This is a genomic window from Chryseobacterium sp. JK1, from assembly GCF_050632815.1.
GTDB lineage: Bacteria > Bacteroidota > Bacteroidia > Flavobacteriales > Weeksellaceae > Chryseobacterium.
Genome location: NZ_JBODRU010000001.1, coordinates 514057 through 538172, shown reverse-complemented (window position 1 = coordinate 538172; position 24116 = coordinate 514057). Strand labels below are relative to the sequence as shown.

Annotated in this window: 23 protein-coding genes; 15 read left to right on the top strand and 8 right to left on the bottom strand. The window is 35.7% G+C overall.

Annotated elements, in window-relative coordinates:
* Positions 1-40: 40 nt before the first annotated feature.
* Positions 41-1063: a UDP-glucose 4-epimerase GalE gene (gene galE, locus ACQ76T_RS02460; protein ID WP_431341767.1), complete on the bottom strand. Its 1023-nt coding sequence runs from the start codon at positions 1061-1063 to the stop codon at positions 41-43.
* 463 nt (positions 1064-1526) lie between these two features.
* A complete protein-coding gene (locus ACQ76T_RS02455) occupies positions 1527-2651 on the bottom strand; it encodes a DegT/DnrJ/EryC1/StrS family aminotransferase (RefSeq protein ID WP_422691667.1) in 1125 nt (374 codons plus the stop codon).
* Between the two features lie 89 nt (positions 2652-2740).
* On the opposite strand from ACQ76T_RS02455, the gene ACQ76T_RS02450 reads away from it, so the two are divergent.
* A complete protein-coding gene (locus ACQ76T_RS02450; RefSeq protein WP_431341766.1) occupies positions 2741-4342 on the top strand; it encodes a S8/S53 family peptidase in 1602 nt (533 codons plus the stop codon).
* Positions 4343-4939: 597 nt separating this feature from the next.
* Here ACQ76T_RS02450 and ACQ76T_RS02445 read toward each other — a convergent pair.
* Positions 4940-7474 (bottom strand): phosphoenolpyruvate carboxylase, encoded by a 2535-nt coding sequence (locus tag ACQ76T_RS02445; protein WP_431343707.1) that lies wholly within the window; start codon positions 7472-7474, stop codon positions 4940-4942.
* A gap of 127 nt (positions 7475-7601) precedes the next feature.
* Here ACQ76T_RS02445 and ACQ76T_RS02440 point away from each other — a divergent pair, with 127 nt between their 5' ends.
* The 6 genes from ACQ76T_RS02440 to ACQ76T_RS02415 all read left to right on the top strand — a co-directional run bounded on the left by ACQ76T_RS02440 (position 7602) and on the right by ACQ76T_RS02415 (position 11541).
* Positions 7602-8327 carry a hypothetical protein gene (locus ACQ76T_RS02440; protein ID WP_431341765.1) on the top strand — a complete coding sequence of 242 codons (726 nt, stop codon included), beginning with the start codon at positions 7602-7604 and terminating at the stop codon, positions 8325-8327.
* A gap of 90 nt (positions 8328-8417) precedes the next feature.
* The gene (locus ACQ76T_RS02435; protein WP_431341764.1) at positions 8418-8984 is read left to right on the top strand and encodes a Crp/Fnr family transcriptional regulator; all 567 of its coding nucleotides are present in this window, start codon (positions 8418-8420) and stop codon (positions 8982-8984) included.
* 56 nt (positions 8985-9040) lie between these two features.
* On the top strand, positions 9041-9619 hold the full coding sequence (def, locus tag ACQ76T_RS02430; protein WP_431341763.1) for a peptide deformylase: 579 nt from the start codon (positions 9041-9043) through the stop codon (positions 9617-9619).
* A gap of 159 nt (positions 9620-9778) precedes the next feature.
* Complete coding sequence (locus ACQ76T_RS02425) at positions 9779-10447, top strand: hypothetical protein (RefSeq protein ID WP_431341762.1); 669 nt, start codon at positions 9779-9781, stop codon at positions 10445-10447.
* 49 nt (positions 10448-10496) lie between these two features.
* Positions 10497-10901, top strand: a complete 405-nt coding sequence (locus ACQ76T_RS02420) for a hypothetical protein (protein ID WP_431341761.1) — start codon at positions 10497-10499, stop codon at positions 10899-10901.
* A gap of 34 nt (positions 10902-10935) precedes the next feature.
* A complete protein-coding gene (locus tag ACQ76T_RS02415; RefSeq protein ID WP_431341760.1) occupies positions 10936-11541 on the top strand; it encodes a hypothetical protein in 606 nt (201 codons plus the stop codon).
* A gap of 168 nt (positions 11542-11709) precedes the next feature.
* Here ACQ76T_RS02415 and lpdA read toward each other — a convergent pair whose 3' ends face one another.
* Positions 11710-13110, bottom strand: a complete 1401-nt coding sequence (gene lpdA / locus ACQ76T_RS02410; RefSeq protein WP_431341759.1) for a dihydrolipoyl dehydrogenase — start codon at positions 13108-13110, stop codon at positions 11710-11712.
* Between the two features lie 99 nt (positions 13111-13209).
* Between lpdA and ACQ76T_RS02405 the strand changes: the two genes are divergently transcribed.
* From ACQ76T_RS02405 to ACQ76T_RS02380, 6 genes are all read left to right on the top strand, one after another.
* Positions 13210-13614, top strand: coding sequence for a winged helix-turn-helix transcriptional regulator (locus ACQ76T_RS02405; protein WP_431341758.1), 405 nt, complete (start codon positions 13210-13212; stop codon positions 13612-13614).
* 128 nt (positions 13615-13742) lie between these two features.
* A complete protein-coding gene (locus tag ACQ76T_RS02400; RefSeq protein ID WP_431341757.1) occupies positions 13743-14906 on the top strand; it encodes an iron-containing alcohol dehydrogenase in 1164 nt (387 codons plus the stop codon).
* Between the two features lie 293 nt (positions 14907-15199).
* Positions 15200-15661 carry a lipocalin family protein gene (locus ACQ76T_RS02395; protein WP_431341756.1) on the top strand — a complete coding sequence of 154 codons (462 nt, stop codon included), beginning with the start codon at positions 15200-15202 and terminating at the stop codon, positions 15659-15661.
* A gap of 64 nt (positions 15662-15725) precedes the next feature.
* On the top strand, positions 15726-16382 hold the full coding sequence (locus tag ACQ76T_RS02390) for a GDSL-type esterase/lipase family protein (RefSeq protein WP_431341755.1): 657 nt from the start codon (positions 15726-15728) through the stop codon (positions 16380-16382).
* 9 nt (positions 16383-16391) lie between these two features.
* Positions 16392-17180 carry a tetratricopeptide repeat protein gene (locus ACQ76T_RS02385; RefSeq protein WP_431341754.1) on the top strand — a complete coding sequence of 263 codons (789 nt, stop codon included), beginning with the start codon at positions 16392-16394 and terminating at the stop codon, positions 17178-17180.
* Positions 17134-17367, top strand: coding sequence for a hypothetical protein (locus ACQ76T_RS02380; RefSeq protein ID WP_431341753.1), 234 nt, complete (start codon positions 17134-17136; stop codon positions 17365-17367). The genes ACQ76T_RS02385 and ACQ76T_RS02380 overlap by 47 nt, the downstream gene beginning before the upstream one ends.
* A gap of 37 nt (positions 17368-17404) precedes the next feature.
* Here the strand turns inward: ACQ76T_RS02380 and ACQ76T_RS02375 are convergent, their stop codons facing one another.
* The 3 genes from ACQ76T_RS02375 to ACQ76T_RS02365 all read right to left on the bottom strand — a co-directional run bounded on the left by ACQ76T_RS02375 (position 17405) and on the right by ACQ76T_RS02365 (position 21155).
* Complete coding sequence (locus ACQ76T_RS02375) at positions 17405-18757, bottom strand: DEAD/DEAH box helicase (RefSeq protein ID WP_431341752.1); 1353 nt, start codon at positions 18755-18757, stop codon at positions 17405-17407.
* Between the two features lie 144 nt (positions 18758-18901).
* Entirely contained in the window at positions 18902-19411 is a 510-nt protein-coding gene (locus ACQ76T_RS02370) for a hypothetical protein (protein ID WP_431341751.1), read from the bottom strand.
* 94 nt (positions 19412-19505) lie between these two features.
* Entirely contained in the window at positions 19506-21155 is a 1650-nt protein-coding gene (locus ACQ76T_RS02365; RefSeq protein ID WP_431341750.1) for an ABC1 kinase family protein, read from the bottom strand.
* Positions 21156-21240: 85 nt separating this feature from the next.
* Between ACQ76T_RS02365 and ACQ76T_RS02360 the strand changes: the two genes are divergently transcribed.
* Complete coding sequence (locus ACQ76T_RS02360) at positions 21241-22053, top strand: tetratricopeptide repeat protein (RefSeq protein ID WP_431341749.1); 813 nt, start codon at positions 21241-21243, stop codon at positions 22051-22053.
* A 128-nt stretch (positions 22054-22181) separates the two neighbouring features.
* Positions 22182-22352 carry a hypothetical protein gene (locus ACQ76T_RS02355; RefSeq protein WP_431341748.1) on the top strand — a complete coding sequence of 57 codons (171 nt, stop codon included), beginning with the start codon at positions 22182-22184 and terminating at the stop codon, positions 22350-22352.
* Positions 22353-22409: 57 nt separating this feature from the next.
* Here the strand turns inward: ACQ76T_RS02355 and ACQ76T_RS02350 are convergent, their stop codons facing one another.
* Positions 22410-23912 (bottom strand): nitrilase-related carbon-nitrogen hydrolase, encoded by a 1503-nt coding sequence (locus tag ACQ76T_RS02350; protein ID WP_431341747.1) that lies wholly within the window; start codon positions 23910-23912, stop codon positions 22410-22412.
* Positions 23913-24116: the final 204 nt, after the last annotated feature.

Sequence of the window (24116 nt, the reverse complement as noted above, 5' to 3'; positions counted from 1 at the left end):
TTATTTCATAATGATAAGGAAAGTTTTTCAATCCTCTACATTATGAATTTCTGGTGTTTAAATATTTTTGCCATTCCCAGACTGTTTTTAAAGATTCTTCCAAAGAGGTCTCCGCTTTCCAGTGAAGTTCTTTCTGAGCTTTTTGCGGATCGGCATAGGCAATGGTAATATCCCCTTCCCTTCTCGCACAGATCTGATAAGGAACTTCTACGTTATTGGCTTTTTCGAAAGCTTTTACTACTTCCAATACAGAGGAACCTTTTCCGGCACCCAGATTGTAAGTATCAATTACCGTATGCTCTTCTGAATCTTCCATTAGCTTTTTCAGTGCGGCAACGTGAGCTTTTGCAAGATCAACCACGTAGATATAATCTCTAACCGCCGTTCCATCCTCCGTAGCATAATCGTCTCCCCAAACATTCAGTTTTTCGCGAACACCTGCGGCGGTTTGCATAACGTAAGGAACCAGATTATTAGGAATACCAATAGGCAATTCTCCAATCTTAGCTGACGGATGCGCACCTATAGGATTAAAGTATCGCAATAAAGATATTTTACGTTGGTAGGCATTTGCAAAATCGATAAGGATCTGCTCCCCCATCTGCTTTGTTTTCCCGTAAACACTTTCAGGAAGCTTTAAAGGTGTATTTTCATCAATCGGCATTACATCTGCCTGTCCGTATACGGTGCAGGAAGAGCTGAAAATGAAATTGGAGATCTTTCTTTCTTTAAATTCCTGAAGAATATTGATCAGTGAGAACAAGTTGTTTTCGTAATAATCTACAGGTTTTACCTGGCTCTCTCCTACAGCTTTAGAAGCCGCAAAATTGATACATCCATCAATCGGGTGTGCATCAAAAACCTGGGTAAGCAGTTCTTTCCGTCTTAAATCAAAAGGATAAAAAGCAGGTTTTTTACCTGTAATTTCTTCTATATTATTTAAAATAAACCTTTCTGTATTGGATAAATCATCTACAATAACCACTTCAAAGCCGTTATTCAGAAGTTCTACTACGGTATGAGAACCAATATATCCAAGCCCTCCGGTAACAAGTATTGCCATTTCTATTTTTATTCTTTGTATTTTTCTTACTCTATGTGTTTTCCTATATCATCTAATTCTAGAAATCGCACTTTTTTATTTTTAAAAATATTCGTCATCAAAAGAAAAGCTGATGTTATAAAAAAAACAATAAAGAATATCAAAACATCAACTCCCTCAAAAGAGGTTTCTGTCCTCAACTTTATATATTCAAAAATAAAAAATAATAAAACTAAAATATAGTTTGTATTTAAATATAGTATTGCTTTTTTGCTCTTCAATAAAAAAGTAATGGCACTTAACAATGAACTCAAAAATATGACTGAAGTAAAAAGAAAGATAAAATTCTCCATGGAAAATATTTTCTCTGTATTGATCTCCAAAGCTGATCTATAGGTACCAAAGCAAAAAAAGAAGAATAAAAACAATTGGAATAAAAATATGACTATTCCAATTATTCTATATTTAAATATTGTATTCTTCATTATCCCATAAACTCAAGCACGGCATCTGTAATATACTTCAGCTGCTCTTCGTCTAATTCTGTATGCATTGGTAAAGAAATTACCTGATCCAGAAGTTTATCTGTATTCACGAAGTCTGCAGCATTGCTTTCCTGATAGTAGGCTTTCTGCTTTCTAAGTGCTACCGGATAGTAGATCATCGCAGGGATTTCTTTTTCTGTAAGGAATTTCTGAAGTTCATTACGTTTTCCGTTTAGAATTCTTAATGTATACTGGTGGAATACGTGTGTAGAATTTTCAGCTCTCTTCGGAGTAAGGATATTAGGATTTCCTTCAAATGCCTCATCATAATAATCTGCAGCCTTTCTTCTTGCTTCGTTGTAAGAATCAAGGTGAGGAAGTTTCTTTCTTAAAACAGCAGCCTGAATACTGTCTAAACGAGAGTTTACTCCTACTTCATCATGATAGTATCTTTCGTACATTCCGTGGTTTACAATTCCTCTTAAACGGTGTGCCAGTTCATCATTATTGGTAAAAATAGCCCCTCCATCTCCATAGCATCCCAGGTTTTTTGATGGGAAGAAAGAGGTAGTTCCTACCGTAGACATTGTTCCTGCCTGCTTTACTGTTCCGTCCGAAAATGTATATTCTGAACCGATTGCCTGAGCATTATCTTCAATAACATATAAATTGTGCTCTTCAGCAATTTTCAGAATTTCTTCCATATTGGCACACTGTCCGAAGATATGTACCGGAATAATCGCTTTTGTTTTGGGCGTAATCGCTTTTTTTATTTGCTCAGTAGAAATTGTGAAAGTATCATAATCTACATCTACCAATACCGATTTTAATTTTAATAGATGAATCACTTCTACTGTAGCAGCAAAAGTAAAATCAGCGGTAATAATCTCATCTCCTTCTTTCAGATCTAACGCCATAAGGGCGATCTGTAATGCATCTGTACCATTGGCACATGGAATAACATGTTTTACGTCTAAATAAGACTCCAATTCATTCTGGAAAGACTTTACTTCAGGACCGTTAATAAATGCTGCAGAATCCATTACATTCAACACTGCATTGTCTACATCATTCTTTATTTTGTAATACTGACTTTGCAAGTCAACCATCTGAATTTTTTTCATATAAATAAATATTTCTGTAAAAATAAGGAATTTAAAATCCTATCAAAAATTTTATTGATTTTGTTTTTATCTTTATACAAAATAATCTCATGAAAAAACTTTTACTCATTTGTTTCCTAACTGGTTATATTACCCTCTCTGCACAAACAGAACTTGTTTTTGTTTACTTTACAGATAAGCCCAATAAAGCTGCATTCTATGCAAATCCGCTCTCTGAACTGTCTCAAAAGTCGCTCAACAGACGTACCACACTGGGAATTTCGCTGAATGATCAGGATGCCCCTATTGAGCAGTCGTACCTTCAGAATCTCCAGAATCTGGGTTTTACGGTTACGGATTATTCCAAATGGCTCAACGGAGCTGCTGTAACAGCCACACCATCACAGAAAGTAATCCTTCAGGCCCAGCCTTTTGTTTTAGCTGTAGAAAGTTTTGCCAGAAATAGTTCAACAGGAGTAAAAACAACTCTGAAAAAAGGGAAAGATCAGACTATTACTGATAAAACTCTTACCAGTTTTAATTATGGCCAGGGAACTACACAGATTGACCAGGTTAACATCCGCCCGCTCCATTTGGCAGGATACACAGGAACGGGTATTTCTATTGCTGTGATTGATGCCGGATTTCCTATGGTAAATACAGGATCTGCCTTTTCAAGATTATGGACAGGCAATCATATCAAAGCAACATATGATTTTGTAACGAAAACCAATGACGTTTATAATACAACCCTAAGTCCGCACGGATCTGTAGTTTTGGGTGCTATCGCAGGTTTTTTGGAAGACACTTTTGTAGGTTCTGCTCCTGATGCTGATTTTTATCTTTACCGAAGTGAAAATGCCACTGTAGAGATTCCCCAAGAAGAAATATACTGGATTGAGGCTGCAGAAGAAGCCGACAGAAAAGGCGTAGAAATTATCACCTCATCATTGGGTTATGGTGAATTTGATGATCCCCGATATAATTATACTTACGCAGACATGAATGGAACGACTTCTTTCATCGCCAGAGGAGCACAGATTGCTGCGGAGAAGGGTATTTTTGTTCTGGCTGCTGCCGGAAATTCCGGGGCGGCTGCATGGCATTATCTTTTGACCCCTTCTGATAATGCTAAAGTATTTTCTATAGGTTCTGTAGATGCTGCAGGAAATGCTTCTGATTTTTCGTCTTTCGGACCCAATTCTCTTGGCATCATCAAACCCGATGGAAGTGCTCAGGGCTCCAATACGACCACCGTTTATGACAATGCAACCGTTACAGTAAGTGGAACCTCAATTTCCACCCCTATTGCAGCGGGTGGTGTTGCTTGTCTTATTCAGGCTTTTCCTACCATGAACAGAGAGCAAATTAAAACAAGACTACGACAAACAGCGTCCCTTTATCCTAATCATAGTGACCAGACAGGATATGGTATTCTTAATTTTGGAAGTTTGTATAATTTGATTTTAAACACTTCTGAGGTTGGGAAAAAAGAAAAGTTGAGCATATATCCAAATCCGGTTAAAAATGTTTTGAATATAGCGTATGAAGACAACATTCATTCTGTAGAAATCTATGATAATCTGGGAAGACTGATCCAAAAAAGTAGCTCTCAAAAATCAGTGCAGGTTGAGGATTTTGCAAAAGGAATCTATTATCTGAAAATTCAGACCCAGAATAAGGTATACTATGAGAAATTTATAAAGGAATAAAAAACGGGCAAAAGCCCGTTTTTTTATGATCTGTTATTAAAGCTGTTTAAACTTTTTTATTAAATCGTAAGTCACAAAAGCTTTTTTAAACACTTAAGCTATTGAAGTTATATACTTTGGGTATAAGAAGTACACCAAATTTTTGTTGAAAATCAAAGATTTTCATCCTCTATGAAATTCATTGTGCGGTATTTCCTTACCCTTTTTAAAGTGTTTGAAAATTATATAATGTTTAGATTCCTTCGGAATGACAAAGTGTACGGATACACTCAACGTCCAGTTTGTCATTCCGAAGGAATCCAGCCTTAGAAATTATCATTCTTTTATGTGTGTTTATTAAACCACAAATCGAAGATTCAATGAATTTAAACGCCACAAAATATGGAAACACTTTAAGTGAGCTTAAGAGAATATCCTGGTACAGAATAAGTCCACATATAAGTTTAAAAAAATCTTTATTTTTTTCTTCCGTGTACTTGTATGCTGTAGTATTTTACGCTTTCTTAAGTGTACTAAAGTGTGTTTTTTAATAACTTTTGTGACTTTTGTGGTTAAGTTATCACAGACTTAGCATGTAAAGATTTTCTGCAAAATCATTTAAGCAGAATTTCTGCTTGCGTTGATATTTCCAAATAAAGAGCGGGTAACAAGCTTTTCATATGCCTCTTTATTGCCTTCTCCTTTCTGAATTTTCATCAAAGCATATTGTTGAATACTCAACAGCGGAAGCACTATTTTCTCACGAATTTTCACAGATTTTCTGGATAGCGGATCTTCTTCCTGAAGCATTTTAAATCCGGTCAGCTCCAACATGATATCTCTTGAAAGCTCATATTCATCAAAAAGAACATTCCAGAAAGCACCAAATTTCGGATTGTTTTTAATGTAATAGGTCAAAGGAAAATAAGATTTGTTCATACTCATCATAGAGTTCAAAACCAGTGTTTTGAAGAAATCGGAGCCTTTGTACAATTCTTTTACTTCTTCAAATCTTCCCTGTTCTTTCATCTTGGCCATGGCATATCCAAAACCAAAAAATCCGGGCACGTTCTGTTTCAGCTGCGACCATGATCCAACAAACGGAATTGCTCTTAAATCCTCAAATTTCAATTCGCTTCCGTTTCCTCTTTTGGAAGGGCGGCTTCCGATATTGGTTTTTCCATAATATTCCAGCGTACTCATTTCCTGCAAATAAGGAACAAACATTGGGTGAGCCTTTAGGTCTGAATATTTCTGATAACTGATATCTGCCAGCTCAATAATTAAAGCTCTTTCTTTTTCGGTAAGATCTTTTTTTGCATTTTTAAATACATCATTTTCAACACCGGCCGTCAAAAGCTGTTCAAAATTATACTGAGCCTGCTCTTTATTTCCAAAGATGCTGGTAATAGTCTGTCCCTGAATAGTAAGTTCAATCTTATTATTAGCTATTGTTTTCCCTTGGGAAGCGTAGAAATCGTGAGTCTTCCCTCCTCCTCTCGCAGGCGGTCCTCCACGGCCGTCAAAGAATACTACTTTAATACTATTCTGTTCGGATAATTTCGTCAATACTTCTTTCGCTTTGTAGATCTCCCAATTCGCTTTCAAATAGCCGCCATCTTTGGTTCCGTCTGAAAAACCAAGCATAATGGTCTGTTGATTTCCTCTTTTTTCAAGATGTTTTTTATAGACCGGATGCTGATAAAGCTCGTTCATTACATTTTCAGCATTGGCAAGCCCTTCCATGGTTTCAAAAAGGGGAACAATATCCATCTTGATCTCTTCATCCTGATAGCCGCACACTTTGAAAAATGCGAATACATTCATCACATCTTTTACAGCGACAGAATTAGAGATGATGTATCTATTCATTCCTCGCGGCCCATTCAGTTTCTGGATTTCTGAAACCTGAGAAACCGTCAGCAATGTATCTTTTACAATATCCTCAAAAACTTCCGGACTCACTTTGTCTGATACCTGAATAAGTCTGGTAAATTTCTGCTCATAATCGGCTTCTTCATTTCCAAATACTTTGGCAAAAACCTCATCGATTACTTTCTGATGAATTCTGCTGTCCTGGCGGATATCCAGAGTGGCAAAGTGGGTTCCAAAAATCTTCACACGATCTCTGAAATTAAGCAGCAAATCAAGAAATAAAGCGTTATGCTCGTTGATCAATATGTGTTCTGCTTCATCGGTTTTTTTCAGAATATCTTCTGCTGTAATATTTTTTCCTTCAAAAATTGCCGTGTATAATTCCTCACTCAATTGAGTCAATACTTCAGAAACACCTCTGAAACTTAATCTTCTTCTGATAAATTTCAAATGGCTGTAATATGATTTTAAAATAGCTGAGCGTAATTCTTCGGCTACTCTTTTGGTAACATCTGCTGTTACGAAAGGGTTTCCATCTCTGTCACCTCCCGGCCAGAATCCCAACTGAATGATATCTTCATGCAGGTGGAAATTTCCGTTTCCAAAGGTCTTTTTAATCTTGGTAAACAGTTCTCCAATGGTATCATAGTATACATATCTTAAGTATGAAATAATGCTCAGCGCCTCGTCTATTGGAGTGGGTTTTTCTTTATTCACGAAAGGTGTTTTCCCTAATTGCTGCAACAGCATATCAATCTGGGTAACAGAATCGCTGGTAATGGCTCCTCTCAAATCCTGGATAATCCTCTGCACAGAACTTGGATAAAACTGTGTAGGGTGTGCCGTAAAGACTACTTTTACACTGAAATCCTTTAGTTTTTCACGTACTTTTTCAATCTTATGATCCTGAAAAGAGCGTTCAAATAAATTGGTTACTGTTCCGCTGTCACTTTCGGAGTGTAGGTTTGGAAATGCAGCATCTTCGATACTGTCGAACAATACCACCTGCCTTTCTATATACTGGATGATCTTGAAAAGAAGTTCCAGTTTCTGGTCTTCCGTTTGAAGATCTGTATGGTTTTTAAAAAATTCTTCGACGATTTCTTCAGGGGTTTTTCCTGCATCATACCCGGTTCTGCTTTCTTCATAAAGAAACGGAAGCAGCATTCCGATATTCGTCATTTTATCATAGGGCAGGCTCATAAATAATGAATTGTAGATCTGGAATTTGTTCTCCACAATCTGCCTGAACTTTTCTGTGCGTTGGTCATGTCTCATAATAACAAATGTAGGAGATTTTGGAATGAGTTGAATTGACAAATGACAAAATTTCGGTTCAAAAAGCAAAAAATTATATTAATTTTTGTTTAAAATTTGATTAGTTTTGGCGTCCATGTAAACTTCTATGATTAAATTCAATTTCAATGCGAATGTAAATATTCAAAATAAGAGATCGTCCATTGATAAGAAAGGGATTAAAATCATCCTGATTGTATTTGGTGTATTTATTTTTATTTGCGTTTCATCCGTCATAGGAATAACTTCTTTTATAACGGGTACCATTACTTCTATGGAAAAACAGTCGGAAGAACACAACAGACAAAGGGAATATGTTCTATCACTTCCTGTTTTAAAATGTGTTATTTATGCTGATAAAACAATTTCCGCACCTTTGTCTGGGCAGAAAGCCGCTTTATCTCTGTTAAGTTTCGGAAACGCCAAAATATACTCCAAAAATTCTTACCGCATATATGAGAATTTCGATTACAGTATGGCCGCAGATTATCCTGAAGGAACAAAACTTTCTGTAAATGGCAAGTTGTATAATATAGATTTTAAAATGTGTATTATGGACAGTCTTGGAGATGGAAAATATCATCTTACAAAAGGAATTTATGGAAGGACCTATAAAACCCCATATCGTCTGAGAGACTATAAACCTGTTGAAAACGAAAAAGTAGCCACACTTAAAGGCAAGCATCCATTAGTCAATTCCTTTGGGGAATCCAGCGGACCTAACAATATTTTGGTGAATGAATATGTTTTTAAAAACGGAGATTCTCTTTATATAAAAGGTAAGATTGAAGGTAACCGAATTGTTCAATTTGTAGAGCACGTCATTTTTTATTAGTTTTAAATATACAATCTAATCATTACCAACAAATTAAGCCTCTCTCTATTTGAATTGAATTTCACTACCTTTGTAAGATAATTCAACCCTATGGGCTACATTAGAGAATACTACGAACAGATTGTCAAGCTGCAGGAATCAGAATGGGCTTTTATTGCAGGACATTTCCACCGAAAAGTTTTTGCCAAGAACGAAATCATTACCCAACACGGAGATACTGAAAATTTTTTGTCTTTCATAGAATCAGGATTAGTAAGATTTTATATTCCTGACGATGAATATGGGTACACATTCAGTTTCAGCTTTGAGAAACAATTTACGTGTGCTTATGATTCTTTTCTTACACAAACGCCTTCAGAATACGAAATGCAGGCTTTAACAGAAACGGTAGTCTGGCAGATTTCTTATGATGATTTACAGAAAATTTACAGTCAGACGAATGTGGGAAATCATTTGGGACGATTTGCTTCTGAAAAACTGTTTTTAGCCAAAAGCAAAAGAGAACTTTCTTTATTGAAACTTACGGCCAAAGAAAGGTATTTGAAACTATTCACTGAACAGCCTGAAATGATCAGACGTGTTCCTCTGAAATATATCGCTTCTTATATTGGAATTACTCCGCAGGCTTTAAGCAGAATCCGCAGACAGATTAATTAACATAGGTTCATTGTACACTTTTCCAATTCTGCAGAACTTTGCAGGAAAATAAGATAATGAAATTACCTATTTCCGCATATGGCAGCTCTGTTTTAAGACAAAAATGCACAAAGATCAACGAGAATACTTTTGAAATCCAAACTCTTATTGCGGATATGTGGGAAACCATGGAAAACGCTAATGGATGCGGGCTTTCTTCTTCTCAAATCGGGAAACCGTTACAGCTATTTGTTGCCGACAGCCAGATTGCATTTGAAAACCTGGATTCAGAAGATCAGATTCTTTATTTTGAAAAAGATGATAAAGGAATGAGGGAAACTTTTATCAATGGAAAGATCATTCACAAATCAGAAGAGACGTGGGACGATTATGAAGGATGTTTGAGTATTCCCGGCCTTTCTCAAAAGGTAACGCGACCTTGGGAAATTACGATCGAGTATCTGAATCAGGACTTCATCAGACAGACTAGAACTTTCTCCGGACTTACTGCAAGAATCATTCAGCATGAATATGATCATACTCAGGGTATTTTATATACAGACCGCCTCAAACCTCTTACCAAAAAGATGATGGAATCTAAGCTGAAAAAGATTGCTTCCGGAAACATCACGACGGGATATCCCATGAAGTTCTGAAATATGATAGCCTGATACTTTTTGAATATTCTCGAGTTAGTCTTTAAAGCCTTAACACCGGAACAAAAATTAATACGAACAGCTTTATCACAGGAATATTTCAACGAATTCATCCTACATTAAGTTTAAAATGTATCTTCGCAAAAACTTTAATTAAAAATGAAATTCGGAATTATTTTTTATGCGATTTTTGCAATATTAGCCTTCTTTTTAGGTGTTTATTTATTACAATACTTCATTCCTTTATCTATTATTTTCTTCATTGGTGTATTTATCAATATCGTTTTCATTCATAAAGAATATTCTCTTCATAAAAGTGATAAAATTGAATATACTGACCATTCTATTCCTGAGGAGATTATAGTGAAATATTCGCGTTCCGGGAGAATTATTGCGATTGCTACCTACAGTATATTTGTAACTCTGGGGCTATTTTTTCTTTTGGGTCTTAAGTTTAAATTCAATGGAACGGCAATGTTTGTATTATTTATACTTCTTGGACTTACTGGCTATTTTATTTTTAAAATAATTTCAGAGGTCAAAAATATGTCACAAATTATCATCTCCATCAATGGAAAAGGAATTCAGATCAAAAACAATCCAAGATATTTGTGGAATGAAATTCAACTTGAAAAGATTATTGCAAAACGTCTAGTAAGCCGTGAACCTAAAAATGATTACAAACCTGAAATAAATTACTTATACTTTTTTCATAACGACGAAAAAATAGAAATCAACATCGATGATTTTGATATTACAGATTATCAGCTTGCACAGGTTTTGAAAATATTCAGGGCTCGTTTTAATAATTCGGGCTTACCCATTTGATTATAAAAGTATTAATAATTACTTTTGTTCTCTACCTCATCCATAATCCATGAAAAAAATATACACTTTCTTCCTCATAGCAGCTCTGTTCATCTCTTGTGAAAAAGAATGCTATAACGCTCCTCAGCCCATCGTTTTTGAGTTTGTAAATTCCAATAATGAAAACCTTATTACCAACGGGACATTGACATCTTATTTTATTAAAGACGAAAATAACGTCAGCATATCATTAACAAAAACTACTGATGATATGATTATTTTGGAAAACGTGGGAGCTTATAATGGGGTGAAAAAGTATTCTTTTTCTTCTAATGTTAAGCCTTTTGATTTTTCAATACAGTCATCCGAATTTAAAGGAGGTTGTGATGGCTACCAAATTAATAAATTAACATTTACAGGCATCAATATTGATGTAACAGATGAAAAAGGACATTATAGAATTGTACTGAAATAATTCTCTTTACCTTTGCACTGTAAACACATTTTCCATGAAAGTAATCATCGCATTTTGCCTTATCTTATCCAATCTGATGTACAGCCAGATTAAGGTTCCTGATGATTATAAAAAAATTCCTGATATCCTGGATACTACAGATTACCTCTACCCTTTTATTGTTCCGGACAAAGGATATGAATACTGGAGGGTTCTCAGCAATGACACAGATCCTGACAAAGCCGTTATCTACGAAAGCCAGGCTCCGGATTTTATGACCATCAATGAACCAGTTCCTGAAAGGGGGTTTTTCCAGAAATGTGTTGGAAATAATTGCTTTTCCTATATTCTGGCCTGCAAAAAAGATAGAGCATCTTATTTTTCCAACGAACAGGAACTCAGAAATTTTATCGGAACAGTAGATAATCTTCCCGAAGCACTACTGATTGCCAAAACGTATGGATTTACCATCGATACTAAAAACCTTTTTACAGGAGCCTATAAAATGGACGACCGCCATATCTCGATGTATGTTTTACAATCCAGAGGCTGCCCTGTGGTTAAAGAATCCTTTTGGGTGAAAATTAACAGAAAAACCGGAAAACTGGAATCAAAAAGTAATGGTATTTATTCTAAAAGTGAAGACTGCGCTCATTTTTAGAAATGCAGGACAATTGATAAAACCATTAAGATCTTTAGCTGTTAGATTAATAATGAAAATATTGCTTTTTATTCAGTTATAGACCTCATTCTTTTATTCAAAAAAGCTTCATTACTCTTCTTACTTTCCTATTGATCTTAATGATTCATATATTTTACCTGATAGTTCTTATATATTCACTGCGCCTTGTCCGGATGCTATCAGATAGGCTTCCTTCAACGTTTCTGAATAGGTTGGATGGGCGTAAGAAATACGGAACATATCTTCAGCCGTCACTTCGTATTCCTGTGCAATAACTCCCTGTGCAATAAGGTCAGCAGCTCTTGCTCCAATAATATGCACTCCCAGAACCTCTCCATATTTAGGATCTACCAATACTTTGGCAAACCCGTCCATATCCATGGAAGCCCTGGCTCTTGCACTGGCAGAAAACGGAAATTTCCCTACGTTATACGGAATATTATTTTTCTTTAAATATTCTTCAGAATACCCTACAGAAGCCACTTCAGGCCATGTATACACTACAGATGGAATACGGCTGTAATGGATATGACGTTTTTGTCCATTGATTGTTTCTGCGACCAAAACACCTTCTTCTTCAGCCTTGTGAGCCAACATTGCCCCTCCAATCACATCACCAATTGCATAAATATGGGAAACAGAAGTCTGATTGTTTTCATTAACTTTGATAAATCCACGCTCGTCCGTCTGAACCTCTGTATTTTCAAGTCCAAGACCTTTTGTATAAGGACTTCTTCCTACAGCAACTAAAATATATTCCGCTTCCAGTTGATCTTCGGCTCCGTTTTTATCTTTAAAAAAGACTTTAGCCCCGTTATCTGAACTTTCGGTTTTGTATACAGCGTGATTCAAACGGATGTCTATTCTTTCTTTTTTCAGAATTTTCTGTAAATTTTTTCCTAAATCATGGTCCATTGCAGCAATCAGATGATCAGCATATTCAAGAATTGTTACCTGTGTCCCTATACGGTTAAAAATAGAAGCCATTTCTACCCCAATCACTCCACCGCCAATGATGACCATAGATTTGGGTTTTTCATTCAGAGATAAAGCCTCTGTAGAAGTGATGATTCTTTTTTTATCAATTTCCACTCCTGGAATTGTTGAAGGTTTTGATCCCGTTGCAATAATATAGTTTTGAGCTGTGATATGAATGACTTCAGCTTCATTTGTAATTTTCAATGTAGTATTATTTACAAAAGCGGCAGTTCCTTTCAGACGGATAATTTTGTTTTTATTCATCAGAAAATCGAGCCCTCCAGTATTTTTTGAAACCACTTCGGCCTTTCTTTTATACATCTGAGAAAAATCAAGTTCTATCTGATCCAGTTTAATACCATGTTCCTGAAATTTATGATGGGCTTCTGCATAATGATGAGTACTGTCTAATAAAGCTTTTGTAGGAATACATCCTACGTTTGTACAAGTTCCTCCCAAGGTATCATATTTCTCTATAATCACAGTTTTGTAGCCAAGCTGTGCGCTTCTTATAGCAGCTACATAACCTCCAGGTCCTGAGCCGATAACGGCAATATCATATTGTTCCATTTTATTTATTCATTTTTTATAATTAATTTTACTTGCAAAACAAAAGCAAATTTAATTAAAACACTTTCAATTTGCAAGTATTGTATAAAAATTAACAAAATGAATAAGAAAAGATCAGACTGCCCCATCAGCTGCTCCCTGGAGATATGGGGTGATAAATGGTCACTGCTCATCATCCGCGATCTAATGATAAAAAAAGAATGTACCTATGGGGATTTTTTGAAAGCAGATGAGAAAATTGCCACCAATATTCTGGCTTCAAGGCTTCAGAATTTGCTGGATAGCGGAATTATTGATAAAAGAGATCATCCGGACAGCAAGTTAAAGATACTCTATCATCTTACTGAAAAAGGAACAGATCTGATCCCTGTAATTGTAGAGATCAATCTTTGGGGTGATAAGTATCTGACGATTCCTGATGCCAGGAAAAAGCTTCTGGAAGATATTAAAAAAGATAAAGAAGACTTTGTAAAACGTGCTAAGGCTTATCTCTTAAGCAATTAATTAAAAGTTCAGAAAAGCAATTATTGTGCAATAGCTTTCATGAAAATCAATCATAGTAATTTTAAAATTTCCTTAACTCAATTTTCTTTTTTCATTCCGTAAATTTGGGTTAAAATAAATTTAGAACAATGCTTAATTTCGAATTTAAAAATCCGACTAAAATACTTTTTGGAAAAGGTGAAATTGCTAAGATTTCCAGTGAAATTCCAAAGGATGCTAAAATATTAATGATCTACGGTGGTGGAAGCATTAAAAATAATGGAGTGTATGATCAGGTAAAAGAAGCGCTTAAAGATCATGAACTACATGAATTTGGAGGAGTTCCTGCCAACCCTGAATATGAAGTACTGGTTAATGCTTTAAGCTTTATCAAGGAGAAAAATATTACCTTCCTTCTTGCTGTAGGAGGTGGATCTGTAATTGACGGAACCAAGTTTATTTCTGCAGCAGCAAATTATGATGGAGAACCTTGGGAAATTCTGAAAAAACCGGTAAGAACTTTTGAAGGAGAAGGAATGCCTTTCGGAAGTATTTTAACGCTGCCTGCTACAGGATCTGAAATGAATTCGGGATATGTGATCTCAAGGAGAGAAACTAATGAAAAACTGGCTTCCGGAGGTCCGGGACTTTTCCCTCAGTTTTCAGTGTTGGATCCGGAAGTAATTAAATCTATTCCTAAGAACCAGATTGTAAATGGAATTACTGACGCTTATACCCACGTATTGGAACAGTATATGACAGCCCCTTCTTCCGCTGATCTACAGGAAAGAATTGCAGAAAGCATCCTGATCAGTCTACAGGAAACAGCGCCTAAAGTATTGGCAGATGATTTCAACTACGATGCTGCAGGAAACTTTATGTGGTGCTGTACAATGGCTCTCAACGGATTGATTCAGAAAGGAGTTATAACAGACTGGGCTGTACACGCTATGGGACACGAACTTACAGCTTACTTCGGTATAGACCACGCGAGAACTCTTGCGATTATCGCTCCTTCTCACTACCGTTACAATTTTGAAGATAAGAAAGGAAAACTGGCTCAATACGCAGAAAGAGTTTGGGGAATTAAAGACGGAACCGTAGAAGAAAAAGCTGAACTGGGAATCAAAAAACTTGAGGAATTCTTCCACAGCCTTCACATCAAAACAAAACTTTCTGAATACACAGAAGATTATAAAGGAACAGCTGAAAGAGTTGAAAAAGCTTTCACAGACAGAAACTGGCTTGGACTTGGAGAATATAAAAAACTGACTCCAAAAGATGCTTTAAAGATTGTAGAGATGAGCTATTAAAATAAAATCTGCTCAAGATTTTTAAATAGTATATTTCCGGTTTCGTTACTTTGAACCGGATCTCAATGTATATCAGAAGCGGGCTTTGGCCCGCTTCTTTTGAATAGTTTTTAGGTATCCTCACCCACACGATTCATCTTCAATAATATATTTTTTATTACATTTAACCGTTCCAAATCTAAGGCACACTTTCAATAATCTCCTTATTTATAAACATTCGTTTAGAAAATCGTTATTTCATTACGGATATTTCAAATTTATTTATATTTTAGCATATTCTTAAATTTGTGAAAATGAAAAAACAACTACTTTTATTTGCCTTTTCAGCCCTGGCACTTACTTCTTGTAAAGATGATAATCTCGATGCATACGAAATGGACATCATGAAAGGGGACTGGAAGGAAGTAAAAAGAGAAATAATTTCCGGAAAAGATAATAAAACAGTGCTTTACAGTGAGGTTTTAACTGGTTGCGAAACTAAAAACACGCTATTCCTAAGAACAGATTATTACGTAAGTTATACTGCTTATACCGGAACCGGAGCAGATTGTCACCCTACCGACAAAACCGAAGGAACTTATACGTACAGTGCTGACTCAAAAGTTTTAGGGATTAAATTTGATAAAGAAGCGCCTTCCAACTACAAAATTGAGGTTCTAACAAACAAAGACCTGAGAATGGCTCAACAATTCGGAAACATTGATATCAATGGAGATAAAATTCCGGATATTCCTTATGTTACTTACAAAAGATAAATGATAAACTCCCGCTGATCGGGAGTTTTTTATTACTTTTATATGAAATTTAAATTTGAAAATAATGAAGAAGATTCTATCAGCATTTCTATTGCTGTATTTTACCATTTCGTTTTCACAGGAAACGAAACCTATGTTCTGGCAGGACATTCAGGAATTCAAAAAACTTGATCAGCAAAATCCTCCGGCTAAAGATGCCATTCTGTTTATAGGAAGTTCATCCTTTACAAAATGGACAGACGTAGCTGATTATTTTCCGGGAAAAACAATTATCAACAGAGGATTTGGTGGCTCACGACTGATGGATCTGAACTATTTTGCGAATGATCTTCTGTCACCTTATCAGCCTAAACAGATCATTATCTACTGTGGTGAGAATGATTTTGCAGACAATCATAATCTAAAAGCGGATGAAGTTGTCAACAGATACAAAGAGTTCTACAAAAAAATACGTGAGAAATTTCCTACTATTGAAGTAGATTATATTTCTATGAAGTACTCTCCGAGCAGAGAAGAACTTTGGCCTCAAATGAAGGAAAGCAATAAAAAAATTGCCGCTTTTATGAAAAAACAACGCAACGCTAAATTCATTGATGTCACCAAGGCTATGGAAGACTCAAACGGAAAAGTAAGGAAAGACATTTTTGTGGAAGATATGCTTCACTTCAAACCTGAAGGATACAAAATCTGGGCAAAGGTGCTTACTCCTTATTTGAAATAACCTCCAACCATGATAAAAAAACAAATAACCATTTTAACTTTTATTTTACTTTCATCTTTACTGTTTGCTCAGAAAAAAAATGACAAACCAGACAATGAAGCTGTGTTAAAAGAAATTTCAGATGGAGCCTGTAAATGTACAGATTCTATTAAATTATCTAACAAAAAGAAAGAAGATATCCTGAAAGATGTACATGACTGTATTGATAAACGTACAGGAGCTCTACAGGTTTCTACCCTTTTGCTAGGAGCGGAAGAATTATCCCAAAAAGCCCCTGAGGTGAACGGGAAAAAGCAGATTAATTTAACGTTCAATACAAATAAAGATTCGAAGCAGTACAAAGAGAGTTATAACAGAATTGAGCGCTATCTGATGCAAAATTGCGAAAGTGTAAAAAGGGCCACTATGACTTCAGAAACCAGTTACGATAAGTTTTCAAAGAATGATACAGCGCTTGATTTCTATCAGAAAGCGGTAGATGCCTCTAAAAAAGAGAAGTGGAAAGATGCCATTCAGAATTATGAGCAGGCTGTAAAGGCTGATCCAACATTTATTTATGCATGGGATAATTTGGGAATCTGCTACAGAAGAGTTGGAGAATATGATAAAGCACTGAACGCTTATAAACAGTCATTAGCCGTAGATCCAAAAGGTAAAATGCCTTTACAAAATATACCTATAGCCTATATTTACAAAAAAGAATATCAGAAAGCTATTGATGCTTACAATGATTTTGATAAAATATATCCCAATGATCCGGAGGTTTATTACGGAATTAGGACAAATCTACTTCGCTAATCTTAAAGATCATGAAAAAGCGCTTGATTATACCTGTAAGGCGTACAGAATTTACAATGAACAGAAATCTCCTTACCGTTCTGATGCAGAAGCTGTAATAAGTCGTATCTACAAGGATATGAAAGAGGAAAACAAGATAGATAAGTTTAAAGAAATTTTAAAGAGCAATAATATTAAATTTGATTAAAAATAAAACTCCCAGTTGAGTCTGGGAGTTTTTTGTTTTATTTCTTTCTCTTTGATTTAGAGATTGCTTTCTGTTGAGCTCTGTTAGCTCCAAATTTCTTAGGTGCCTTTCTCTTCGAAGGACCACCCCAGTTTTCTTTTGTATTTTTTGCCTTCTTTTCATGGAAAGCTCCTCCTCCTTCATTCAGTTTTACCTGTGCAGGATTTTTCATAACCACCTGATCTTCTTCTGCAGCGATCTTTTTAGCATTAATTTTCACCTCTTTAGGGAAGTCATTAAACTTCAAATCTTTGTCCATCAACAATTCGATATCCAGAATTAAAGCTTCTTCTTTTTTAGTTACAAACGTAACCGCTTTCCCTTCTTTATCTGCTCTACCGGTTCTACCGATTCTGTGAATATATTGTTCAGGAATATCCGGAGTCTCAAAGTTGATTACGTGGGTAATATTTGAAATATCAAGACCTCTAGCCATTACATCAGTGGTAATCAAACCTCGGATCTCTTCATTTTCAAATCTCTTCATTGCCTTAAGCCTGTAATTCTGAGACTTGTTGGAATGGATCACATCAAACTGTTCCGGGAAAAGTTCGTCTATTTTAGTAAAGAGTAAATCTGCGTGTTTTTTATTATTATTGAAAATCAAAACTTTAGACATATCTGTATCATTCTTCAACAAATGTTCAAGAAGGTTGATCTTTGTATTGAAGTTTTCAACTTTATATCCTGTCTGTTCAATTTTCTCAAGTGGAGTTCCTGATTTTGCCAGTGAAATTTCTACCGGGCTGGCGAAATAAACATCCAGCATTTCATCTACAGCTTCTGTCATGGTTGCCGAGAAAAGGATATTCTGTCTTTTCTCTTTCATCATTTCAAAAATATGGGTAAGCTGTGGTCTGAAACCAAGGTTAAGCATCTCATCAAACTCATCAATGATCAGCTTTTGTACTTCTTTCAGAGAGATGGCATTATCAATGGCAAGGTCCATTACTCTACCCGGAGTTCCTACCAGAATATCACAACCATCATTGAACAATAATTTCTGGGTATTAATATTCTTTCCTCCATAGATTCCAATAACTCTTGCAGTAATATTTTCTGTCAGTTTCTCAAGAATTTCAGTTACCTGAACCACCAGTTCTCTTGTTGGAACAAGTACCAAAACAGTTGGATTTCCTGATTTGCTATATTTCCAGGTTTTAAGAACGGGCAAAAGGTAAGCTAATGTTTTTCCGGTTCCGGTTTGTGCAATTCCCATTACATCTCTTCCAGAAAGAATAGGTTTTAAGCTCTTCTCCTGAATAGGAGTAGGCTCAAATAATTCCAGATCCGCCAAAACATCAAGAATTTTAACCGGTAGGTCAAAATCTGCAAAAGTGAGTTTTTCCATTTTGCAAAGATACGTATTTAATTAAAAGTTAAAAATTACAGGTTGGAAATTAGTTAGTAACACCTTTTTAAAGGATAAACAACATGTAAATCCTTAAATATTCTGTTCACAACTATACCATTAGTACTCAATACCTTTACCTTATTAGTAGACCTTGACACTTTGAGTTTTGATTTTGATATCATCATCTTCCCATTTGCTGGAAGTAATAATAACATTGCCTTTCTTTTTCGGATCTTTTTTAATGGGAAATTGATCTTCCTCCCACTGGTTACAGTGTGTAGATATAGGAGAAACCATTGGTTTCCAGCCCGTTTTACTTAAAGCATACACATAAAATGGATGCCAGCAGCTTGTACACCAATCGGGATAAAAACCAATTTCATCTTTCCCATCTCCATTAAGGTCTCCCAGATTGTAGAGCGTTCCCGATTTTGCAGGAGAAATAGTAAAGGAAGGTATTTTTGTATCGCTGAAAGAGATGATGGTATCACATTTCCCATCGCATTCGTCACTGCAATCGGTCACTTTTGCAGAAACATATTCTTTTGTCCCATTTCCGTCAAAATCACCGGATATTTTTTCTGAACTTCCTTCCTGGGCGTTATAAAAGGAAGCCAGCAGAACTGCAGATGTTATAATAAGGGCTTTCATTGTTATTTTTTATTGAAAAGTATTAGGCTTTAGAATTGGAGAATTTTAGAGTTTTTTTGTTTAAAAATTTATTAGACTATTTTCTGTCTCTTCGTTATTTTCTGGTGACTCTTAGTAAAAGGATCAGGACTAAAACAACTGAAAAAATGAAACCGAGAACCGCAACCAAAGACAGTTCCCCAATTCTGGGTCCCGATTCCGATGTAAAAACAATAGATGTTGCGATGATATTGGCACCTAAAACCATGGCTAAAATTAAATTCACAACACTGGATTTGATCAGCTGGTTGGTTTTGTCAATATTTTTGATTTCACTGGATACTGTAAATTTATTTTCATCTAATTTTTGAAGAACTGAACGGAGCTCTTTGGGAATTTCATCTACATTATCTGTGAAATTCATCATTCGGTCCATTCCTGTTTTTAAAAGATTTTTCGGGCTTATTTTCTTTGTAAAAATCTTTTTGGTGTAAGGATGAAGACTTTTAACAATATCCAAATCCGGATTGATGGTTCTGCCCACCCCTTCTATGAGGCTTATTCCTTTGAAGAGAAGGTAAAAATAATCCGGCATATACAGACTGTTGTCCTTCAGGATATCCTTCATCTTATTAATGATCACCTGAACGTTGATTTCCTGTAAGGATGAACTGTGAACAAAGTTTAGGATGTCTTCCACATCTCCTTCAAATCTTCTTTCATCGGGTATTTCATAGCTTACCGCCATCTTTTTGAGATAACGCACAATTTTATGGGGATTTTTGGCGACGAAGCTTACAATGAGATTTTCGAGAATTTCTTTATCATTGGGTTGAATTTTTCCCACTGCACCGAAATCAATGAAAACAACTTTACCGTCTTTTTTCACCAAAATATTACCCGCGTGCGGATCAGCGTGAAAGAATCCGTAATCTAAGATCTGTGAGACAAAGAGTCTCAATCCTGCTTCTGAGACTTTCACGGGATCGATTCCATTCTCCAGAAGGGCTGATTTATCGGTTACTTTTACGCCATCAATGAATTCCATACAAAGAATATTGTTGTTGGAAAATTCTTCGTAGACCTTCGGAACGTATGTTTCTTTGTTATTTTTAAAATTGAGACGGAACTGTTGAATATTATTTCTCTCGTTGATCAGGGAAACTTCTTCCAGCAATGATTTTTCAAAGGTAGAAATTGCCTGTTTCAGATTAAGCTTTTCTCCTATTTCCGAGTACGTGGAGATCAGTTTTTCGATATCTTTAATCAACAGCAAATCGTCTTCAATGACTGACTGTACATCCGGTTTTTTGAGTTTTAAAATAACAGGTGAACCATCCAGCAAAAAAGCTTTGTACACCTGCGCAATGGAAGCTGTAGCCAAAGGTTTCTTTTGAATTTCCCGAAAGTAATCTTTAACAGAGATATTGAATTCGCTTTCCAACGCTTCTTCAACATCCATTTCTATCATTTCTACCTTGTCCTGAAGTTTTTGAAGCTCCTGAATAAGCTCGGGAGGTAGAAGGTCTTCCCGATTACTGAATGATTGGCCAAGCTTCACAAAAGTAGGTCCCAATTCTTCCAGAGCCAATCTGATCCTTTCATAAACGGTTCCTTTTGAAATAATCTCATCAGAATTTCCTGAAGCATCTTCCTGCTTATTTCCTCCATTCATTCTTGCCAAAAGATCTTTAAAACCATATTTACTCAATACGGAAATCAATCTGGCGGACCTTTTCAGTTTTCTTTGCTGCTTGTCGAACATAATATATTAATAGTGGTGCAATTTACTCCAAAAATTATTCCTATTTTTTATTAAATTCGGAAACTTATAACTAATAAACCTTACCATGAGAAAAATTCTGTTTTTATTATTGTGCCTGATCAATTTCCACTTCCTTTTCGCTCAATCCAGCTATGATTTAGGTTATAAAGAATATGACAGAGAAAATTTTCAAAAAGCCATCTCTTATTTTGACAAAGCAATTAGTAAAAAACAAAATATTTTTGATGCTTACCTGTACAGGGGAATGTCCTATTTCTACTTATATGATGCGCAAAAAGCTAAAGAAGATTTCGACAAAGTTCTCGTATTAGATCCAAAAAATTCTAAGGTATATTCTTTTTACGGAAAGTATTATGCGTTAACCAATCAGTTTGATCAAGCTATAGAAAGCTATACGACTGCATTGGAAAGAATGCCCGATGATTATAGATTATATGGTGAAAGAGGGGCTGCCAAGGCTGAAGTAGGCCAATATGTTGAAGCTCTTGAAGACACAGATATCTCGGTACAAAAGCTCCCTAACAATTACCGTGGGTATCTGAACCGTGGATATGTCAAAATGCGTATCGACAAATATGCTGATGCAATAGAAGATCTCACCACTTCATTATCGATAAAAAAATCAGAAAAAGGGTATGAGCACAGAGGTACCGCTTATGCTTTATTAAGAAAATATGATTCTGCATTACAGGATTTTGAAAAGGCTCTGGAATACAATCCAAATAATCCTCTGGTTCTTTATTATCAGGGAGAAGTATTATTATCTTCAGGACAGAAAGAAAAAGCGTGCAAAAGTCTGTTGAAAAGTAAACAATTAGGGAATAAAGAGATTGATGATGTTATTTCTAAAGCCAAATGCACAGAGAGCAATAATTAAAAACAACAACACATAATCAATGTTTTAAAGAATAAAAATCAGCCATAATAATAAAAACCATCATTTCTCATAAAATTTAATATATTTACGTCTTACAAATTAAAACAAACCAATAAAAGTATTACAACATGAAAAATTTACGTAGCAAACTTTCGAGAGAGCAGCTAAAAAGCATTTCAGGAAGTGGTCTTATCGACATTCAGATCCCTAATTGCTCTAATCAGTGCTGTCCAACAGACGGAAGACCAAGATGTCCAAGGCTGATTTGCCCTGCAGTGGTATGCCCTCACAACGATTAATTTGTTTTAAAAAATTTTAGGTAAAATAAAAACAGAATGCATTAGCATTCTGTTTTGTTATTTAAGATAGGTATCATAAAGGTCTCTTCTTCTGTCTTTCATTACCTGAACGGAACCATTGTGATGAAGATCTTTCAGTAAATTTAAATCTACATCCACAATTAACGTCATTTCGGTATTGGGGGTTGCTTCCCCTTTCACCGCATTGGATGGAAAAGCGAAATCTGAAGGGGTAAATACGGCTGCCTGCCCAAACTGAATATCCATATTATTTACTTTTGGAAGATTCCCTACACAGCCCGCAATGGCAACATAGCATTCATTTTCTATAGCTCTTGCTGCGGCACAGTGACGAACTCTCATATAGGCATTCTGAGTATCTGTGAGGTAAGGAACAAAAAGGATTTTCATTCCCTGATCAGCCAAAATTCTTGGTAATTCCGGGAATTCTACATCATAGCAAATGACAAGTCCGATTTTTCCGCAGTCGGTATCAAAAACTTTAATTTCACTTCCTCCTTTCATTCCGTAATATCTCTTCTCGTTGGGAGTGATATGAATTTTTCGGTATTCATCTCTGCGGCCGTCACGATGAAGAAGATAGCTGACATTATACAGTTCATTGTTCTCAAAAACCGGCATACTTCCGGAAATAATATTCACATTATAACTGATCGCCAGTTCTGAAATTTTTTCTTTGATCTGCTCCGTAAGTTTGGCCAGCTCTATCATACTGTCTCTTTCCGACAGGTTGTTGAAAGGAGCCAGCAAAGGCGTATTGAACAATTCCGGGAAAAGTACAAAGTCTGATTTGTAGTCGCCCATTACATTCACAAAAAATTCCACCTGCTCATAAAACGCTTCAATATCTTTAAAGTGTCTCATTTGCCATTGCACCAAGCCCAGACGGATGATACTGTCCTGCATGGTATTCGGGTTTTTGCTGTAATAGATATTGTTCCACTGCAAAAGAACTGCATTCTCCTGAGAGGCCTCATCTTCAGGAAGATATTTTTTCAATACTCTGATCGGAAGGAAATTATTTGAAAGCTGAAAAGACAAGACCGGGTCATAAATTTCTTTATCTCTTACTCTTCGTATATATTCTCTTGGAGAAAGTTCGTGACTGTGTTTGTGATAATTTGGGATTCTACCGCCAAGAATTATTGACTTTAAGTTCAGCAATTCACATAGTTCTTTTCTTGCGTCATAGAGCCTTCTTCCCAATCGCAGTTCACGGAACTCAGGATCCACGAAAACCTCAATTCCATAGAGTACATTTCCTTTTGAGGTATGGGTATTGAAGGTATAATTACCCGTAATATCGCTATAAGTATGATCATCACCGAATTCGTCGTAATTCACAATAATAGACAGTGCCACTGCAGCCAGTTTCCCATCTACAGTAATACAAATCTGCCCATCCGGAAACATTCTCGTTAATTTTTCAATACTTTTTTTAGACCATATGGATTCTGACATTTGAGGATATGCTCTCTTCATGGTTTGTGCCAGTTCTTCATAATCCTGAACGGTCAGGGATCTTGTTTCTATTTGCATTTGATGTAATTTTACTTAAATTTAGACAAAAATTTGTTTTAATAGACTATTACTAAGCAAAACATTAACCAAAACATCCATTAGGAATGGCAATAATTTTTCTGAATCAAAGTAAATGCCCTATTTGTAAAAAAACTTTAGACAAAGGACAAGATATTGTTTCATTCCCTTCTTTTACCTCAGATAAAAATAATAAGTTTTACT